19 protein-coding genes are annotated in these 17232 nt (G+C 61.1%); 10 read left to right on the top strand and 9 right to left on the bottom strand.

The genetic code is table 11. From position 1 onward, the window contains the following. Nucleotides 1–33: 33 nt before the first annotated feature. From sdhA to Q0908_RS10545, 8 genes are all read right to left on the bottom strand, one after another. A complete protein-coding gene (gene sdhA / locus Q0908_RS10510) occupies nucleotides 34–1839 on the bottom strand; it encodes a succinate dehydrogenase flavoprotein subunit (RefSeq protein ID WP_299283751.1) in 1806 nt (601 codons plus the stop codon). Nucleotides 1840–1855: 16 nt separating this feature from the next. Continuing rightward, a complete protein-coding gene (sdhD, locus tag Q0908_RS10515; RefSeq protein ID WP_299283752.1) occupies nucleotides 1856–2227 on the bottom strand; it encodes a succinate dehydrogenase, hydrophobic membrane anchor protein in 372 nt (123 codons plus the stop codon). 11 nt (nucleotides 2228–2238) lie between these two features. Further along, complete coding sequence (gene sdhC / locus Q0908_RS10520; protein WP_299283754.1) at nucleotides 2239–2622, bottom strand: succinate dehydrogenase, cytochrome b556 subunit; 384 nt, start codon at nucleotides 2620–2622, stop codon at nucleotides 2239–2241. Nucleotides 2623–2775: 153 nt separating this feature from the next. Beyond that, nucleotides 2776–3441, bottom strand: a complete 666-nt coding sequence (locus Q0908_RS10525; RefSeq protein ID WP_299283757.1) for a DUF1194 domain-containing protein — start codon at nucleotides 3439–3441, stop codon at nucleotides 2776–2778. Nucleotides 3442–3564: 123 nt separating this feature from the next. Next, entirely contained in the window at nucleotides 3565–4596 is a 1032-nt protein-coding gene (locus Q0908_RS10530; protein ID WP_299283759.1) for a MaoC family dehydratase, read from the bottom strand. Further along, nucleotides 4596–4799 (bottom strand): DUF1737 domain-containing protein, encoded by a 204-nt coding sequence (locus Q0908_RS10535; protein WP_299283761.1) that lies wholly within the window; start codon nucleotides 4797–4799, stop codon nucleotides 4596–4598. Before Q0908_RS10535 ends, Q0908_RS10530 begins: the two co-directional genes overlap by 1 nt. A 4-nt stretch (nucleotides 4800–4803) precedes the next feature. Further along, complete coding sequence (locus Q0908_RS10540) at nucleotides 4804–5358, bottom strand: NnrU family protein (protein WP_299283763.1); 555 nt, start codon at nucleotides 5356–5358, stop codon at nucleotides 4804–4806. Between the two features lie 3 nt (nucleotides 5359–5361). Then, a complete protein-coding gene (locus Q0908_RS10545) occupies nucleotides 5362–6216 on the bottom strand; it encodes a CoA ester lyase (RefSeq protein WP_299283765.1) in 855 nt (284 codons plus the stop codon). Nucleotides 6217–6538: 322 nt separating this feature from the next. Here Q0908_RS10545 and Q0908_RS10550 point away from each other — a divergent pair, with 322 nt between their 5' ends. Further along, nucleotides 6539–6871, top strand: a complete 333-nt coding sequence (locus tag Q0908_RS10550) for a hypothetical protein (protein ID WP_299283767.1) — start codon at nucleotides 6539–6541, stop codon at nucleotides 6869–6871. Nucleotides 6872–6966: 95 nt separating this feature from the next. Here the strand turns inward: Q0908_RS10550 and Q0908_RS10555 are convergent, their stop codons facing one another. Beyond that, a complete protein-coding gene (locus Q0908_RS10555) occupies nucleotides 6967–7722 on the bottom strand; it encodes a sulfite exporter TauE/SafE family protein (protein ID WP_299284037.1) in 756 nt (251 codons plus the stop codon). Nucleotides 7723–7891: 169 nt separating this feature from the next. Between Q0908_RS10555 and mdh the strand changes: the two genes are divergently transcribed. From mdh to Q0908_RS10600, 9 genes are all read left to right on the top strand, one after another. Beyond that, nucleotides 7892–8854 carry a malate dehydrogenase gene (gene mdh, locus Q0908_RS10560; RefSeq protein ID WP_299283769.1) on the top strand — a complete coding sequence of 321 codons (963 nt, stop codon included), beginning with the start codon at nucleotides 7892–7894 and terminating at the stop codon, nucleotides 8852–8854. A 30-nt stretch (nucleotides 8855–8884) separates the two neighbouring features. Next, nucleotides 8885–9715 (top strand): adenylate/guanylate cyclase domain-containing protein, encoded by an 831-nt coding sequence (locus Q0908_RS10565; protein ID WP_299283771.1) that lies wholly within the window; start codon nucleotides 8885–8887, stop codon nucleotides 9713–9715. A 217-nt stretch (nucleotides 9716–9932) separates the two neighbouring features. Then, nucleotides 9933–11126, top strand: coding sequence for an ADP-forming succinate--CoA ligase subunit beta (gene sucC / locus Q0908_RS10570; RefSeq protein WP_299151358.1), 1194 nt, complete (start codon nucleotides 9933–9935; stop codon nucleotides 11124–11126). Between the two features lie 5 nt (nucleotides 11127–11131). Continuing rightward, entirely contained in the window at nucleotides 11132–11350 is a 219-nt protein-coding gene (locus Q0908_RS10575) for a hypothetical protein (protein ID WP_299283773.1), read from the top strand. A gap of 41 nt (nucleotides 11351–11391) precedes the next feature. Further along, nucleotides 11392–11856, top strand: a complete 465-nt coding sequence (locus Q0908_RS10580) for a hypothetical protein (RefSeq protein WP_299283775.1) — start codon at nucleotides 11392–11394, stop codon at nucleotides 11854–11856. Beyond that, nucleotides 11849–12640 carry a methyltransferase domain-containing protein gene (locus Q0908_RS10585; protein WP_299283777.1) on the top strand — a complete coding sequence of 264 codons (792 nt, stop codon included), beginning with the start codon at nucleotides 11849–11851 and terminating at the stop codon, nucleotides 12638–12640. Before Q0908_RS10580 ends, Q0908_RS10585 begins: the two co-directional genes overlap by 8 nt. 46 nt (nucleotides 12641–12686) lie before the next feature. Beyond that, on the top strand, nucleotides 12687–13571 hold the full coding sequence (sucD, locus tag Q0908_RS10590) for a succinate--CoA ligase subunit alpha (protein WP_299283779.1): 885 nt from the start codon (nucleotides 12687–12689) through the stop codon (nucleotides 13569–13571). Continuing rightward, on the top strand, nucleotides 13571–14269 hold the full coding sequence (locus Q0908_RS10595) for a hypothetical protein (RefSeq protein ID WP_299283781.1): 699 nt from the start codon (nucleotides 13571–13573) through the stop codon (nucleotides 14267–14269). The genes sucD and Q0908_RS10595 overlap by 1 nt, the downstream gene beginning before the upstream one ends. A 4-nt stretch (nucleotides 14270–14273) precedes the next feature. Continuing rightward, the gene (locus Q0908_RS10600; RefSeq protein WP_299283783.1) at nucleotides 14274–17231 is read left to right on the top strand and encodes a 2-oxoglutarate dehydrogenase E1 component; all 2958 of its coding nucleotides are present in this window, start codon (nucleotides 14274–14276) and stop codon (nucleotides 17229–17231) included. Nucleotide 17232: the final 1 nt, after the last annotated feature.

The raw sequence follows: 17232 nt of genomic DNA on the forward strand, positions 1-17232 counted from the left end.
GCAATGTGCGTCGCATGTCCGCCAGCATGGTGATCAGTACACCCGTGCTTTCGGCGCGATCTTTTTCAGGTCGATCCCGCCATCATTGTGGCTCGTCAGCGGTTGCAGATGCACCCCGCGATAGCCCAAAGAGGCCGCATTGCCCTTGAACCAGACCAAGCTGTGCTTGCGCCAGTTTTCGTCGTCGCGGTCTGGATAATCTTCATGCGCATGCGCACCCCGGCTTTCCTTGCGCGCGGCGGCGGCTGTGATTGTGGCGACCGCATTGGGCATAAGGTTGGTCAGCTCCAGCGTCTCCATCAGGTCCGAGTTCCAGACCAGCGACGTGTCCGACACTTTGAGGTCGGATTGCTTGGCCGCGACATCCTCCATCTTGGCCTGACCTTCGGCCAGCGTCGCATCCGTGCGGAAGACCGCCGCATCGGCCTGCATCGTTTTCTGCATCTCAAGGCGCAACTCAGCCGTGGGCACATGGCCCTTGGCATAGCGCAACCCGTCAAAGCGCGAGAACGCGGCATCGACCGAGCGTTGGTTCGGAGTCGGCACCGGTGTCGAGGGATCAATGATCTCGCCTGCGCGGATCGCTGCGGCCCGCCCAAAGACCACAAGGTCAATCAGCGAGTTCGAACCCAATCGGTTCGCGCCGTGGACCGAGGCGCAACCCGCCTCACCCACAGCCATCAGGCCGGGCGAGACGTTGTCCGGTTTGTCGGCGGTCGGTGCCAGCACCTCACCCCAATAATTCGTCGGGATACCGCCCATGTTGTAGTGGACCGTGGGCAGGACCGGGATCGGTTCCTTGGTCAGGTCAACGCCCGCAAAGATACGCGCACTTTCCGAGATACCGGGCAGGCGCAGGTCCAGCGTTTCCTTGGGCAGGTGGTTGAGGTGTAGGTGGATGTGATCACCCGCGTCGCCAACCCCGCGCCCTTCGCGGATTTCCATGGTCATGCAGCGCGACACCACATCGCGGCTCGCCAGATCCTTGTAGGTCGGCGCGTAGCGTTCCATGAACCGCTCGCCTTCGGAGTTGGTGAGGTAGCCGCCCTCACCCCGCGCCCCTTCGGTGATCAGGCAGCCCGCGCCATAGATGCCGGTCGGGTGGAACTGCACAAACTCCATATCCTGAAGCGGCAGACCGGCACGGGCCGTCATGCCGCCGCCGTCACCGGTGCAGGTATGGGCCGAGGTGGCCGAGAAGTAGGCGCGCCCATAGCCGCCTGTGGCCAGCACGACCATCTTGGCGGCAAACAGGTGCATGGTGCCATCATCCAGCTTCCAGCACAGCACGCCCTGACAGACACCATCTTCGGACATGATCAGGTCGATGGCAAAATACTCGATGTAGAATTCCGCGTTGTTCTTGAGCGACTGACCATAAAGCGTATGCAGGATCGCGTGGCCGGTTCGGTCAGCGGCGGCGCAGGTGCGCTGCACCGGGGGACCTTCGCCAAATTCGGTGGTGTGCCCGCCAAAGGGGCGCTGGTAAATCTTGCCCTCTTCGGTGCGAGAAAACGGCACACCGTAATGTTCCAGCTCGTACACGGCCTTCGGGGCCTCGCGCGCCAGGTATTCCATCGCATCCGTATCACCGAGCCAGTCAGAACCTTTGACCGTGTCATACATATGCCACTGCCAGTTGTCGGGGCCCATGTTGGACAGCGACGCGGCGATGCCACCTTGAGCAGCGACCGTATGCGAGCGGGTCGGGAACACCTTGGTCACGCACGCCGTGCGCAGGCCCTGTTCGGCCATGCCCAGAGTCGCGCGCAAGCCAGCACCACCGGCCCCCACCACAACCACGTCATAGTCATGCGTCTCGTATTCGTAAGCAGCCATCTTGTGACCTCCTATGTCAAAGCGCCAGACGCGCGACGGCAAACAGGCCCGTCGCGGCGGCAGCATAGCTCAGGCAGATCATCGCAAGGATGAGAACCTTTTGCATTGTTCCGTGCACGTAGTCTTCGATCAGCACCTGCACACCGTCTTTGAAGTGCATGAACGTGACCACGATTGTGAGGGCCGCGATGATCGCCGGGAAGGGCCGCGCAAAATAGGCGGTGACCTCTTCATAGGGTGCCCCGACAATGGACCCGAAAGTGAATACGAACAGCGGGATCAGGAGCAGTAGTGCAAAGCTCGACACTTTCATGGCCCAGAAATGCGCGGTGCCCGATTTCGCCGAACCCATGCCGACGGCCCGTTTGCGGTCTGTAAGATAACGCATGATGCCCTCCGTTACAGGATGATGATGGTGAGAATGGTCAGAACGAACGAGCCTGCGATGACCGCCCACCCCATCTTTTCCGCCGTCTCAAGGTCAAGCCCGATGGCGTTGTCCCAGATAAGGTGCCGCACGCCCGCCAGCGTGTGATACCAAAGGCCCCACAGCGACAAGAGCAGGATGAGCTTGCCAAAAAGGCTCGTGATGAACCCGTTGGCCGTCGCGAACGCCTCAGGCGACGTAGACGCTGCCAGCAGCCACCACACCACCAACAGCGCCGAGATCAACAGCGCATTGCCCGTGATCCGCGTGAGGATCGACGTGATTGACGTCAACTGCGGGCGATAGATCTGTAGATGTGGTGAAAGGGGTCGATTACCCCGATTGACGTCAGCCATGTTGGATCCTTTTTGGTTCGCTGCCCCTTTGTTACCCTAATTTACGCGCAAGTCACCTGCCCCCGGGTCACTTTTTGGCGCGGTTATTTGGCGCATTCGCAAGATTACCCCCATTTGTGATCACACAAGAAAACGCCGTGATCACAACTGAGGTCATTCTGACAGGACTGTGACTTGCTTGGTGGTTTCCCGCCGAAGTTTGCGCCGGATTTGTGCAGGATAATCCTCGAATCCATCTGCGGTGACGACGAACGCCCCGGGCCCTGTGATCAGGTTTTCATAGAAATATCCCGTGAGGTCCGTCTGATCCGTCTCGATGGCAATGGCATTCACCGTAATCTGCGCATTATTTAACGCGGCGCGCTGCGCGCTCGGCTCCACCCCTTCATTCGATATGCCATCACCAGACACATCAATGACCCACTTGGTGCAATGACTTACGGCATCAAAAGCGCGTTGGCCCACAATCAGCGCCTCCCCAATGGCGGTCGAGAAGTTGCGCCAGATGCGCGGGTCTTGGGCCACAATCTCTGCAAGGGCCAGCACATCCGCGTGGCTGTGCATACCGGTCCACGCGACAGTCTGTTTCTGGCGCGATGATCCGGTCCATTGCAGCAACGCCACCTGCGCACGTTGCTCGACGAGCGCATCCGCGACAATCCCGTCACGCAAGGCCGCCGCCAGCCCGTCCATCTGAATGCGATACTCCTCAGGATCGACGGAGCCGGAGACATCCACGGCAAGCAACAGTGCCAGATCGCAGGCGCGGGCACCGAAAGGTGCAAGCAACAGACATATCGCAAAGATCAGCGGTTTCATGCCCGCACTCTAGCGGCTCAATCGGCATGTGCACCTGACATTTGCGACAAGGGGCTGGCCGAAGGGACGGCGGGTGGGGCGTCATTGCCGCGCACGCGGTCAATGCGCGTCACCCACCGGCCCTCAGATCGGCATCAAGGCCCAGTAATCGAGATCAAGCAGCACATCGGGCGCGTATTTCCCATCCGCCCCGCGCAGCACAAATGGATCGCCCCCCTTGGTCGCCACCAACCGCAGCCGGATCGCACCCACGCCGGGTGCAGAGGTCTCGGCCTTGTCCAAAACCTCGGACCACGCCCGTACTGTATCGCCCGCAACACACGGGTTGGCATGCGCCCCCGCGTTCAAGCCCACAACCATTTGCGCGTTGGCCAAGCCGTTGAACGACAGCGCCCGCGCCATCGAGATCACATGCCCGCCATAAATCAGCCGACTGCCATCGGGACGGGCCGAGGTGTCAAAATGGACCTTGGCCGTGTTCTGCCACAGCCGGGTGGCCATCATGTGTTCGGCCTCTTCGACGGTGACGCCGTCCACGTGGTCAATCTGTTCGCCAATCTGGTAGTCGCTCCAACGATGCGGCTCTCCGGCAAGTGCGAAGTCGTAACCGTCAAAGGTCAGCCCCTCGGGGATCACCAGAGTGTCGTGGGCCACGACCTGCGCCAGCTCCGGCACGACGGTCTCTGGGGCGGCCGCGTCCAAATCCCCTTTGCGCACCATCACCCACCGCACATAGGTCAGAACATCCGCGCCATGCTGATTGCGCCCGGTCGTGCGCACCCAGACCACGCCCGTCTTGCCGTTCGAGTTTTGCTTCAGCCCGATCACTTCGGACTGCGCAGTCAGCGTGTCCCCGGGCCAGACGGGGGCAAGCCAGCGCCCCTCGCCGTAGCCCAGATTGGCGACCGCGTTCAGCGACACATCGGGCACCGTTTTGCCAAAAACCGTATGGAAGGCGATCATATCATCCAGCGGCGCGACGGCCAGACCACAGCCCTGCGCAAAGCTGTCGGAAGAATAGAGCGCATGGCGCGCCGGGTAGAGCGCATGATACAGCGCTCGCTCTCCACCCGACAGGGTCCGTGGCACCGCATGGGTCAGCGTCTGACCCACATGATAGTCCTCGAAAAACCGGCCCGCATTGGTCTTGGCCATCACTGCTCCCCCAGCTTGGTGTCAGGCGTGTAGGTGCCGTCGACCTCCTTGGTGACGGCCTGCCCACAGCGCATGATGCCTGCCGCGTGGTCCCATGTCTGGGTCGGACTGCCGTGCAGTTCCCAGCCCTTGTTCAATGCCTCCGTCACCTTGTGGCAAAAGGCCGATGTGTCCTCTTCGGACAGAAAACGGTAGAGTTTCATAAACTTACCCCGGGAACGGCCATACGCCGAGCCAGTTGTGCACAAGCCCGATCAGGACTACCAAAACGACCGAACCGGCCAGGAACATCGCGTCCTTGGCATAGCTGCCGCCAGTGTTGGGCGTCCATTCAGGCTCGGCATGATTGACGATCCGCCCGGTCACGATCGCCCAGACCAGCAGACCGCCGAACATCAGGATCGACGCCGCATCACCGTTCACCAACAGATGCGCAACCGCCCAGACCGAGAACCCGGTCAGCATCGGGTGACGCATCCCCTGCAACAGCTTGCCCCGCTTGGGCGCCGGGCTGAGCAGATAGAGCGCGATCAGCATCAGCTGGTTGTTGAGGTTGACCAGAAACGCGGGCGGGTTCCAGACCGGAATGAACGGGGTGCCCCTGTATCCGATCACCATCAGCACGATCGCCACGGCCAGTGCGGCCGCCACGATCCCCTTGCCAGGATCGCCCATGCGCGCGCGCCGCTCAGGCGCCACCCGCTTGAACAAATGCGCGCCCCACCACAACGCGACCCCCGTGCCCAGAATGATCCAGTACATGCTCTACCCCTTTTCAAGTTCAGCGATGGCATTGGCCTTGGCCAATGTCTCGCGCGCCGTCACGATGTGCAGATTTTCGACGATCCGTCCATCGACAACCGCGACGCCTTGGCCGCTGGCCTCTGTCTCTTCAAAGGCCGCGATCTGGCGACGGGCCAGATCAATGTCCGTCTCGGATGGCGAAAAGGCCGCATTGGCGATGTCGACCTGTGCCGGGTGGATCAGCGTTTTGCCATCAAAACCCATGTCGCGCCCCTGCGCGCATTCCGCCTCAAGGCCGGCCTTGTCCTTGAACGCGTTGTAGACCCCATCAATGATCGCCAGCCCATGGGCCTTGGCCGCAAGCAGGCACAGCCCAAGGCCGGTCTGCAACGGCAGGCGATCGGGCCGGAAGCGGGTTTGCAACTCTTTGGCCAGATCGTTGGTGCCCATGACCATCCCATCTAGCATCGGGTGCGCCGCGATGGCCGCCGCATTCAACATGCCAAGTGGCGTTTCCATCATGGCCCACAGCCGGGCCTCACCCGTGATGGCCGCGAGTTTATCCAGATCGGCAGGGCGCGACACTTTGGGCAGCAGGATTGCGTCCGCACCCATGTCCCGGGCCGCCTGTGCATCCAGCGCGCCCCACGATGTGTCGAGCGCGTTGATGCGGACAATCTTCATCCGCGCCCCATAACCCCCATCGGTCAGAGCCTGAGCCAAGGTGGCACGCGCGGTTTCTTTCTCATCAACTGACACCGCATCTTCGAGATCAAAGATGATGGCATCCACCGGCAGCCCCCGCGCCTTGTCCAACGCGCGGGGCTTGGAGCCGGGAATATACAGGACCGAGCGAAGCGGGCGGGCAATAGACATCAGGACATCCTAGACTGCGTTATAAAGTTGCGCGGACAGGGACATTTTTTGCGTGATAGTTCAAGACCCATTGCGCCGCAGCGCAGCAAAAATCCCAAAAACCGCCGGAGCGCGCGCGGCGTTAACCACTTTTTCAGGTCCGGGGCGCAGCCTGTGGCCACTCCGATCTTTCTGGGAGGGCCGTTTCAGCAGGGCCGCTGAACCGTTTGCGGACAGAAAGCGCGGACATGACTTGAACCGGGGCTGCCCGGTCATCGCCGGATCGTGTCGGGTGGGCCAGATGACCAGCGCAGGACCCGTTTTTGCAAAGGGGCTGAACGATATGAAACAGATGATAAAGAGCGTGGCACTGGGCGCACTGATACTGGCAGGTGTGCTGCAAACGGCAACAACACGGGCCGCCACCGCGCAGCAAAGCCGCAATTGCGGCCCGCGCGACCTGGTCGTGTCCCGCTTGGCCGAGGGCTATGGCGAAACGCGTCAATCCATGGGCCTGGCGGCAAACAATGCGGTGATCGAGGTCTTTGCCTCATCCGAGTCGGGCACGTGGACGATCACCATCACAGCAGCCAACGGGATGACCTGCCTTGTGGCCAGCGGTCAAGCCTATGAGGCGCTGGTCGAGGCGCTGCCCGCCAAAGGCAACGACGCCTAAGCACGAACCTCACAACCTGATGCAAAGGGCGCGCCATTGGATGCGCCCTTTTTGCGATCCGGAGTGGTGTAAGGCGCACGTATCGTGCGCCAGTTTCAGGTCAGCCCGTCCCAGATCAGTTTTGTGCCCGTCAGCACGAGCAGCACATAGGTCAGCAGGAAAAACGCCCGCTCGGGCACGAGGTGATGCGCCTTGACGCCCAACCACGCGCCAAAAAGTGCAAACGGGGCCAGCGCGAGATTGGCCATACCCGTCTGCACCGTGAACATACCTAAAAACGCATAAGGCACGAATTTGAAAATATTTATGGCGGTAAAGATCAGAACCGTGTTGGCTTGATACTCGGTCTTGCCGGGCTTCAACGACAACAGATAGACCGCCGCCGGGGGCCCGCCCGCATGGCTGACAAAACTGGTGAAGCCCGCAACCGTGCCCGTCACGACACCGACCCATTGCGGCAGCGCAGCCTGCGCAAGCCGGATCCAGCCCTGCGCACGGCCCACCTGCCAGATCACAAAGCCCAAGGAAATCACGCCGATCAACACCCGGAACACATCCGCATCCGTGCGCGAAAACAGCATGGCCCCTAGGGCAACGCCCGGCAATCCACCCGCAATCATCAGTGCACAGACCCGCCAGTCCCATTCACCCCAATAGGGGCGCAAGGTCGCGGCATCCACCAGCATCAACAAGGGCAGGATCACCCCAAGCGCCAGCCCCGGTTCGATCACCAGCGCCAGAACGGAGGCGGATGCAAAGGACGCGCCTGACCCAAACCCGCCCTTGGAAAGGCCTGCAAACACCACGGCCGGGGCGGCGATTGCGAAAAACCAGACATCCAGAACCAACACGAGGCGCGCGCGCTCCAAAACCGTTGCGATCCGTCCCTCTTAGCGGGCTTGCCCTGAGCCCGCCAGCGCCGATCAGAACCCGTGCCGCAGTGCAGCGCACTTGCGTCAACTTCTGTTGCACGCTACCCATCGAAACAATGAAACACCCCAAATTCGGAGACTTATCCCCATGGCCAGACCCAAGATTGCCCTCATCGGCGCCGGTCAGATCGGCGGCACACTTGCCCACCTTGCAGCGATAAAAGAGCTGGGCGACGTCGTTTTGTTCGACATTTCCGAAGGCACCCCCGAGGGCAAAGCCCTTGATATTGCTGAGTCCGGCCCCTCCGAAGGGTTCGATGCCAAGATGAGCGGCACGCAGTCCTATGCCGACATCGCGGGTGCCGACGTGTGCATCGTCACCGCCGGTGTGCCCCGCAAGCCAGGCATGAGTCGCGATGACCTTTTGGGGATCAACCTCAAAGTCATGAAATCCGTGGGCGAAGGCATCCGCGATCACGCTCCAAACGCCTTTGTGATCTGTATTACAAACCCGCTTGATGCAATGGTCTGGGCCCTGCGCGAGTTCTCGGGCCTGCCACACGAAAAAGTCTGCGGGATGGCCGGTGTGCTCGACAGCGCCCGCTTCCGCCACTTCCTCGCCGAAGAGTTCGGTGTGTCCATGCGCGACGTCACCGCCTTTGTTCTGGGCGGGCACGGCGACACCATGGTCCCGCTGACGCGCTATTCCACCGTGGCCGGGATCCCTCTGCCTGATCTGGTCAAGATGGGCTGGACCACTCAGGAAAAGCTGGACGCGATCGTGCAGCGTACCCGCGATGGCGGCGCCGAGATCGTCGGCCTGCTGAAAACCGGGTCGGCTTTCTACGCGCCCGCCACCTCTGCCATCGAAATGGCCGAAGCCTACCTCAAGGATCAAAAGCGCGTTCTGCCCTGCGCGGCCTACGTGGACGGCGCTCTGGGCCTCAAGGACATGTATGTCGGCGTGCCCACCGTCATCGGCGCCGGTGGCATCGAGCGGGTCATCGACATTGATATGACCAAGGACGAGCAAGCGATGTTCGACAACTCCGTCGCGGCCGTCAAAGGCCTGGTTGACGCCTGCAAGGGCATTGACGAGAGCTTGGCGTAAAACCACCGCCATTGAAAAATATCGGGCCGGATGCCGTCGCATCTGGCCCGTTTTGCGTTTATATCCTTTGATATGCCCCAGTCGCGCCCCATCGAACGTAAACTGACCACGATCCTCGCGGCGGACGCGGCCAATTATTCGGGCCGGATGTCGCATGACGAAGAAGGCACCGTGCGGGCGCTGCGGGCGGCGCGCGACGTGATCGACACCGCCATCACGAATGCAGGCGGGCGGATTGCCAACACGTCCGGGGACGGTCTGATCGCAGAGTTTCCATCCGTTGTGGGGGCGGTGCGCTGTGCGATCCTTATCCAGACGACCCTCAATCAGGCGGATCACATGCTGCCTTTCCGCCTTGGCGTTCACTTGGACGATGTGATTGTCGAAGGGCAGGATTTGCTGGGCGACGGGGTCAATCTGGCAGCCCGGTTGCAGGAAATGGCGGACATTGGCGGCGTGCTGATTTCACAGCATGTACATGACCATGTCCGCGGCAAACTCAGCGGTGTGAAACTGCGCCCGCTTGGCCCCGCGACACCCAAACATCTACGCGATGAAATCGGGCTTTATGCCGTGGTGGCCGATGGCGTGAACGCGCCGCGCCTGCCTGATAATCTGGGGCCGAAAGTGGGCCCGCTCACTGAAATGCCCGAACCCGCCCAGCCCACACCGACAACCGAGATGCGCGCCAAATTCGTCAAGGACCGGATGCGCATCGGTGGCGCGATCCTCGCCCTTGCGGTGGTCGACATTGCGGCGGGTCTGCCGTTTTTCGTGACGACGATCCCAACGCTGATCCTGATCTACATCCTCTACAAGCGATGGCGTGCGTTGCGGGCCGTGGAAAAAGCGACTGTCTGACGCGCGCTGCCAAGCCCGTCATGTGCCTGCGCCCGTTGGTTTTTGATTCTAAATTTGCTCGCGCCCCAATTTTGTGATCACACTTTTTTATGCAGTGATCACAAATGTCGCTTTTCCACTCAAAAAATCGCGACTGCGACATATTTCCCGTTTACGCCGCGTTCAGTGTTGGTCGTATAGGGCTGAACGAGATGCATAATTACGGGATCGATCTGTCATGAACATCCATGAATACCAAGCCAAGGCCCTTTTGCGCAGTTATGGGGCACCCGTCTCGGACGGGCGTGTCGTATTGCGCGCCGAGGACGCAAAGACGGCGGCGGGCGCGCTGGACGGGCCATTGTGGGTGGTCAAGGCGCAGATCCATGCCGGCGGGCGCGGCAAGGGCAAATTCAAAGAGGCCGACGCCGGCGACAAGGGCGGCGTGCGCCTTACCAAGTCAGTCGAGGAAGCCGCCGAGGAAGCCAAAAAGATGCTGGGCCGCACCCTTGTGACCCACCAGACCGGCCCGGCGGGCAAACAGGTCAACCGCATCTATATCGAGGATGGCTCGGGCATCGAAACCGAACTCTATCTGGCCCTCTTGGTTGATCGCCAGACCTCTCGTATTTCCTTCGTCTGTTCGACCGAGGGCGGCATGGACATCGAAGAGGTCGCGGCCAGCACTCCCGACAAGATCCTGAGCTTTAGTGTCGATCCCGCCACCGGTTATCAGCCCTACCATGGGCGTCGCATCGCCTTCTCGCTCGGGCTGACCGGCAAGCAGGTCAAACAATGCGTGGGCCTGATGGGTCTGCTCTACAAAGCCTTCGTTGAAAAAGACATGGAGATGCTCGAGATCAACCCCCTGATCGTCACCGACAGTGGTGACATGAAGGTGCTTGATGCCAAAGTGTCGTTCGACGGCAACGCGATCTACCGCCACGCCGATATCAACGAGCTGCGCGACGAGACCGAAGAAGATCCCAAGGAACTCGCAGCCTCCAAATACGACCTGAACTATATCGCGCTGGATGGCGAGATCGGGTGCATGGTCAACGGCGCGGGCCTGGCTATGGCGACGATGGACATCATCAAGCTGTACGGGGCCGAGCCTGCCAACTTCCTTGATGTGGGCGGCGGTGCAACGAAGGAAAAGGTGACTGAAGCGTTCAAGATCATCACCTCGGATGAGCAGGTCAAAGGCATCCTCGTGAACATCTTTGGCGGCATCATGCGCTGTGACGTGATTGCCGAAGGCGTCGTGGCCGCCGTCAAGGAGGTGGGCCTAAAAGTGCCGCTGGTTGTCCGCCTTGAGGGCACCAATGTGCAGCAGGGCAAGGACATCATCAACAATTCGGACGTGGACGTGATCGCTGCCGACGACCTCAAGGACGGGGCGCAAAAGATCGTAGCCGCCGTTAAGGGGTGAGTGTTATGCGAGCCGTAATGTGCCTTGTGATCGTGGGTCTTCTGGCTGCCTGTACGGGCCGCGTTGATCGGACAAAAACCTACACCCAGCCGGGTCTGCCCCCCTTGGGGCTGGCCGCTACGGCTGCGTGGCTTGATGCGCGCGAAGCACGTGCGCCGCAACGCTTGCCTGCCTCGGCCGTACCGACGTCACAAATCCGCAGCACCGTGGGCGCATCACATTAGCAATGGCACGACCACACTGGCATAACTGCGTTGGACGGGGTTTGATCGCGCTGACTTTTTTGGCGTCCGGGGCGACTGCCCACCCCGCCATCGACGCCTTTACCGCGTTCTGTTTCAAGGCTGGTCAAACACCTGACGTCGCCCGTGCAAACATGGAGGGGCTGACGGGCGCTCCGTTGCCCTTTGCCCTATCGTTCTGGGATAAAACGCTGGCCCCGGCCCCCGAAACACCCGCCCACGCCGAACGCCGCTGCGAAGTGTCATTCGAGGGCGACCATACTGCCACAGCCGTCAACGTAGTGCGCGCCAAGATGGCCAGCCCGCCCGTGTTCGGCACCCCAATTCCACTGCCCGCCCCTTACGCCCCCGAAGCAGGCACCACCATGATTGAAGGGCGGGAATTGCTGCGCAAACGCGTGGCTGTCGTCCATATCGGGACGCGCGGCACCCGGACCTTTATCGCGGTGGATCGCCTGCCTGCGGGCATGGGGGTGACCGATGGCTGATCTGCGCCCCTGCCCGGCCTGCGATGCGTCCGACGCGGCCAAACTCGCCAAATATTCGCGCAAAGAGTGGCACGTGGCGCGATGTGCCAGCTGCAACCTGACCTACCTGCGCAATCCGGTTGCCTATGAAGCGCTCGAAGAAGAGTTCGCGTGGGAAAAAACCTACGAGACCAAGTCTCAGGCGGGTGGGTCGACCGCGCTCAGCCCATCGCTGAAAAAGATACGGACCAAAACCGGGCTGACCCATCGCGGTCACGGATCGCGCATGGGTGCGTGGTTCAACAACGGGCATGTCCTTGATATTGGGTGTGGCGCAAAGACCAACGTCCCCGAGCCGATGACGCCCTATGGGATCGAGTTGAGCCGCAAACTGCACAAGATCGCAGACCGGAAAATGCGCGCGCGTGGAGGCTACTGCGTCCACGGCGCGGGTGCCGAAGCGATCTGGGACTTTGAGCCCGAGATGTTCGACGGCATCGTCATGCAATCCTACCTCGAACACGAAGTGGATCTGATGCGCGTGCTCAATGGCGCATGGCGGGTGATGAAACCAGCCGCCCCAATGTATGTGCGGGTGCCCAATTTCGGCTCGATCAACCGCTACGTGATAGGCCGCAAATGGTGCGGCTTTCGCTATCCCGATCACGTCACCTATTTCACCGTGCCCACCTTGCGCGACGTGGCGCGCCGCGCCGGTTTCACCGTTGAGGTGGTCAACCGCGCAACCGTCGCAATCGATGACAACATCAAGGCGCTGTTGCGCAAGGCCGAGGCGCCTGCATGACAAAACGCCCCCAACACCAAGACACCCCTTCAAGGAGACGCCCCACATGGCCGTATTGATTGACGAAAACACCAAAGTGATCTGCCAGGGTCTCACCGGGTCCCAAGGGACGTTCCACACCGAACAGGCCATCGCCTATGGCACCCAGATGGTGGGCGGCGTCACTCCCGGCAAGGGCGGGATCAAGCACCTTGACCTGCCGGTGTTCAACTCGGTTCACGAGGCGATGGAGGTCACCGAGGCCAACGCTTCGGTCATCTACGTCCCGCCCCCCTTTGCCGCCGACTCCATCCTCGAGGCGATTGATGCCGAGATGCCTCTGATCGTGTGCATCACCGAAGGCATCCCGGTTCTGGACATGATGCGGGTGCAGCGCGCGCTCGAAGGGTCGAAATCCCGTCTGATCGGACCAAACTGCCCCGGTGTCATCACGCCCGATGCCTGCAAGATCGGCATCATGCCCGGCCACATTCACAAGCGCGGGAGCGTCGGCGTTGTGAGCCGCTCGGGCACCCTGACATACGAGGCCGTGAAACAGACCACGGATATGGGCCTGGGCCAGTCAACGGCCGTCGGCATCGGGGGCGATCCGATCAAAGGCACCGAACATATCGACGTGCTCGAGATGTTCCTTGCCGATGACGAGACCGAAAGCATCATCATGATCGGTGAAATCGGCGGTAGCGCCGAAGAGGATGCCGCTCAGTTCCTTGCGGACGAGAAAAAGGCAGGCCGCTGGAAGCCGACGGCCGGTTTCATCGCCGGTCGCACAGCCCCTCCGGGCCGCCGCATGGGTCACGCGGGCGCCATCGTCGCCGGTGGCAAAGGCGGGGCCGAAGACAAGATCGACGCCATGCGCGCCGCCGGTATCGTTGTGGCCGACAGCCCGGCCACATTGGGCGAAGCCGTGATGGAGGCGATCAAAGGCTGATGTTCACCGCGCTGCGCACGTCCCTCGCCACCGCCCTCGCATCTGTCGCCATGACAGGTACGGCGGTGGCCTGCGCGATGGTAACGCTGGACGGCGCGGACATGCAAAAGGGGATCGATCCTCTGTCGATCTCGATCCCGTCTCATGATCGCCGGCTCGAGATCGTGCGCGGCTTTGTCTGGGTCACAGCCCTGCGACCCAACATCTTTTCCGGGCAGGTGCGCCAGCCCCCCACTCGTTTGATCGCCAGCGTCGCCTCGAACCCTGCGGCGAGCGAGGCCTATCTCGACAGTCAATACGCCGAGTGGACCATTTACGAGTTGCAAGGCGACGGTGTGGCCGCCTCGGATGCGGTGGTCTTTTTCAAGTGGCACCCTGACGTGTTGCCCCTGATCACTATCGGTATCCCCAACCGCTCGGCGCAGGGCTGTGTGCAGATGCGCTTTGCCTCAAGCGACGACAGCGGGCTGTTGCCCACCTCAAAACGCCCCATCACGCTCAATGATGTCACCGCTGACATTCCCGGCTACCAAAGTTTCAAGACCGCCAGCGTGCCGATCTTCTCCGCCGCGCCCGGCAAGGCCTATTCGGTGATGGTCGGCGCGATGGATCCTACGGACGCGCAGGCCTTTGGCGTCACCCCCCCGAACGTGCCCATCTACTCTGATCTTATTCTTGTGCAGAAGGACTTGAGATAGCCTCATGACCGATCATCCTCAGAACGACCAGTTTCACGCCTCGAGCTTCATGCAGGGGCACAATGCCGAATATCTCGAGCAGATGTATGCGCGATACGCCAATGACCCAAGCGCGGTCGACGAGGCCTGGCAGGCGTTCTTCAAGGCGATGGGGGACGATGATGTCAGCGTCAAACGCGAGGCCGAAGGGCCAAGCTGGGCGCGCCCCGACTGGCCCCCGATGCCAGGCGATGATCTGACGGCCGCCCTCACCGGCGAATGGGCGTCCGAGCCCGAAGTCAAAGGGGCCGGTGACAAGATCAGGGCAAAGGCCGCCGAAAGTGGCGTCTCGGTCAGCGATGATCAGGTCAAGCGTGCGGTGCTGGACTCGATCCGCGCCCTGATGATCATCCGCGCCTACCGAATCCGGGGCCATCTGGTCGCCGACCTCGACCCGCTTGGCATGCGCGATCAGACCCCGCATCCGGAACTCGATCCGAAATCCTACGGTTTTTCCGAAGCGGACATGGATCGCCCGATCTTTATCGACAAGGTGCTGGGCCTCGAGGTTGCCTCGATGCGCGAGATCATCGACATCGTGAAACGCACCTATTGTGGCACCTTCGCGCTGCAATACATGCATATTTCCGATCCCGAACAGGCCGGTTGGCTCAAGGAACGCATTGAGGGCCTCGGCAAGGAAATCCAGTTCACCCGTGAGGGGCGCAAGGCCATTTTGAACAAGATGGTCGAGGCCGAAGGCTTCGAAAAATTCCTGCATGTCAAATATATGGGCACCAAACGGTTTGGCCTGGATGGCGGTGAAAGTCTGATCCCCGCGATGGAACAGATTATCAAACGCGGTGGTGCGCTTGGCGTGCGCGACGTCGTGATCGGGATGCCCCACCGGGGTCGCCTGTCCGTACTGGCAAACGTGATGCAGAAACCCTACAGGGCGATCTTCAACGAATTTCAGGGCGGCAGTTTCAAGCCCGAAGACGTGGATGGCTCAGGTGACGTGAAATACCACCTCGGAGCCTCCAGCGACCGTGAATTCGACGACAACACCGTTCACCTGTCACTGACCGCCAACCCCAGCCACCTCGAGGCGGTGAACCCGGTGGTGCTGGGCAAGGTCCGCGCCAAGCAGGACCAGCACAACGACACTGATCGCTCAACCGTGATGCCGATCCTGCTGCACGGCGATGCGGCCTTTGCCGGTCAAGGCGTTGTGGCCGAATGTTTCGCCCTGTCGGGCCTGCGCGGCCACCGCACCGGCGGTACGATGCACATTGTCGTCAACAACCAGATCGGGTTCACCACCGCGCCGCATTTCTCGCGTTCCTCCCCCTATCCCACCGACAACGCTCTGGTGGTCGAGGCCCCGATTTTTCATGTGAACGGGGACGACCCGGAGGCGGTGGTTCACGCCGCCAAGGTCGCCACCGAATTCCGCCAGAAGTTCCACAAGGACGTGGTCATCGACATCTTCTGCTATCGCCGGTTCGGCCATAACGAGGGCGACGAGCCCATGTTCACCAACCCGATGATGTACAAGCGTATCAAGAAACACAAAACCACGCTGACTCTCTATACCGAGCGGCTGGTGCGCGACGGGCTGATCCCCGAGGGCGAAATCGAGGATATGAAGGCCGCCTTTCAGGCCCGCATGAATGACGAATTCGAGGCCGGGAAAGACTACAAACCCAATAAGGCCGATTGGCTGGACGGGAAGTGGTCGCATCTGGACAAGAACAAGGAAGACTACGTGCGCGGCGAAACGGCCATTGCGCCCGAGACGCTCGAACAAGTCGGCAAAGCGATCAGCACCGCGCCCGAAAGTTTTCCGCTGCATAAGACGGTGGGGCGCTTGCTTGAGGCCAAGAAGGCGATGTTCGAGAGCGGCGAAGGCTTCGATTGGGCGACGGGCGAGGCGCTGGCCTTCGGCTCGCTGCTGACCGAAGGGTTCCCTGTGCGCCTTGCGGGGCAGGACAGCACGCGCGGCACGTTCAGCCAGCGGCACTCTGGCCTCATCAATCAGGACACCGAAGAACGTTACTACCCCCTCAACACGTTGCGCCCTGGTCAGGCCCATTACGAAGTCATCGACTCGATGCTGTCGGAATATGCGGTGCTGGGGTTCGAGTACGGCTATAGCCTCGCTGAGCCCAACGCCCTGACGATGTGGGAAGCGCAGTTCGGCGACTTTGCCAACGGTGCCCAGATCATGTTCGACCAGTTCATCAGCTCGGGCGAAAGCAAATGGCTGCGCATGTCCGGCCTTGTCTGCCTGCTGCCCCACGGGTACGAAGGGCAAGGGCCCGAACACTCCTCGGCTCGGCTGGAACGGTTCCTGCAAATGTGCGGGCAAGACAACTGGATCGTGGCCAACTGCACGACACCCGCAAATTATTTCCACATCTTGCGCCGCCAGATCCACCGTGACTTCCGCAAGCCGCTGATACTAATGACACCCAAGTCTCTGCTGCGCCACAAGCTGGCGGTATCCAAGGCCGAAGAGTTCACCACTGGCTCGTCCTTCCACCGAGTGCTGTGGGATGACGCCCAACAGGGCAATTCGGACACCAAGCTGGTGGGCGATGACAAGATCAAGCGCGTGGTCATGTGTTCGGGCAAGGTCTATTTCGATCTGCTCGAAGAACGCGATGCGCGCGGGATCGACGATGTCTACCTCCTGCGCTTCGAACAGTTCTATCCCTTCCCCGCCCAATCGGCGGTCAAGGAGCTGGAACGCTTCAAAAAAGCCGAAATGGTCTGGTGTCAGGAAGAGCCGAAAAACCAGGGGGCATGGACCTTTATTGACCCCAACCTCGAATGGGTTCTGGGCCGGATCAAGGCCAAGCACACCCGCCCCACATATGTTGGCCGCGCCACCTCCGCCTCGCCCGCGACGGGTCTGGCCAGCCAGCACAAAGCCCAACAAGCCGCTCTCGTTGACGAAGCGCTGACCATCAAAGGATAAG

Source organism: uncultured Tateyamaria sp. (assembly GCF_947494755.1).
Lineage (GTDB): Bacteria > Pseudomonadota > Alphaproteobacteria > Rhodobacterales > Rhodobacteraceae > Tateyamaria.

Coding starts and splice junctions, on each gene's coding strand:
- sdhA (WP_299283751.1), bottom strand. CDS start 1,839: ATGGCTGCTTACGAATACGAGACGCATGACTATGACGTGGTTGTGGTG.
- sdhD (WP_299283752.1), bottom strand. CDS start 2,227: ATGCGTTATCTTACAGACCGCAAACGGGCCGTCGGCATGGGTTCGGCG.
- sdhC (WP_299283754.1), bottom strand. CDS start 2,622: ATGGCTGACGTCAATCGGGGTAATCGACCCCTTTCACCACATCTACAG.
- Q0908_RS10525 (WP_299283757.1), bottom strand. CDS start 3,441: ATGAAACCGCTGATCTTTGCGATATGTCTGTTGCTTGCACCTTTCGGT.
- Q0908_RS10530 (WP_299283759.1), bottom strand. CDS start 4,596: ATGGCCAAGACCAATGCGGGCCGGTTTTTCGAGGACTATCATGTGGGT.
- Q0908_RS10535 (WP_299283761.1), bottom strand. CDS start 4,799: ATGAAACTCTACCGTTTTCTGTCCGAAGAGGACACATCGGCCTTTTGC.
- Q0908_RS10540 (WP_299283763.1), bottom strand. CDS start 5,358: ATGTACTGGATCATTCTGGGCACGGGGGTCGCGTTGTGGTGGGGCGCG.
- Q0908_RS10545 (WP_299283765.1), bottom strand. CDS start 6,216: ATGTCTATTGCCCGCCCGCTTCGCTCGGTCCTGTATATTCCCGGCTCC.
- Q0908_RS10550 (WP_299283767.1), top strand. CDS start 6,539: ATGAAACAGATGATAAAGAGCGTGGCACTGGGCGCACTGATACTGGCA.
- mdh (WP_299283769.1), top strand. CDS start 7,892: ATGGCCAGACCCAAGATTGCCCTCATCGGCGCCGGTCAGATCGGCGGC.
- Q0908_RS10565 (WP_299283771.1), top strand. CDS start 8,885: ATGCCGTCGCATCTGGCCCGTTTTGCGTTTATATCCTTTGATATGCCC.
- sucC (WP_299151358.1), top strand. CDS start 9,933: ATGAACATCCATGAATACCAAGCCAAGGCCCTTTTGCGCAGTTATGGG.
- Q0908_RS10575 (WP_299283773.1), top strand. CDS start 11,132: ATGCGAGCCGTAATGTGCCTTGTGATCGTGGGTCTTCTGGCTGCCTGT.
- Q0908_RS10585 (WP_299283777.1), top strand. CDS start 11,849: ATGGCTGATCTGCGCCCCTGCCCGGCCTGCGATGCGTCCGACGCGGCC.
- sucD (WP_299283779.1), top strand. CDS start 12,687: ATGGCCGTATTGATTGACGAAAACACCAAAGTGATCTGCCAGGGTCTC.
- Q0908_RS10595 (WP_299283781.1), top strand. CDS start 13,571: ATGTTCACCGCGCTGCGCACGTCCCTCGCCACCGCCCTCGCATCTGTC.
- Q0908_RS10600 (WP_299283783.1), top strand. CDS start 14,274: ATGACCGATCATCCTCAGAACGACCAGTTTCACGCCTCGAGCTTCATG.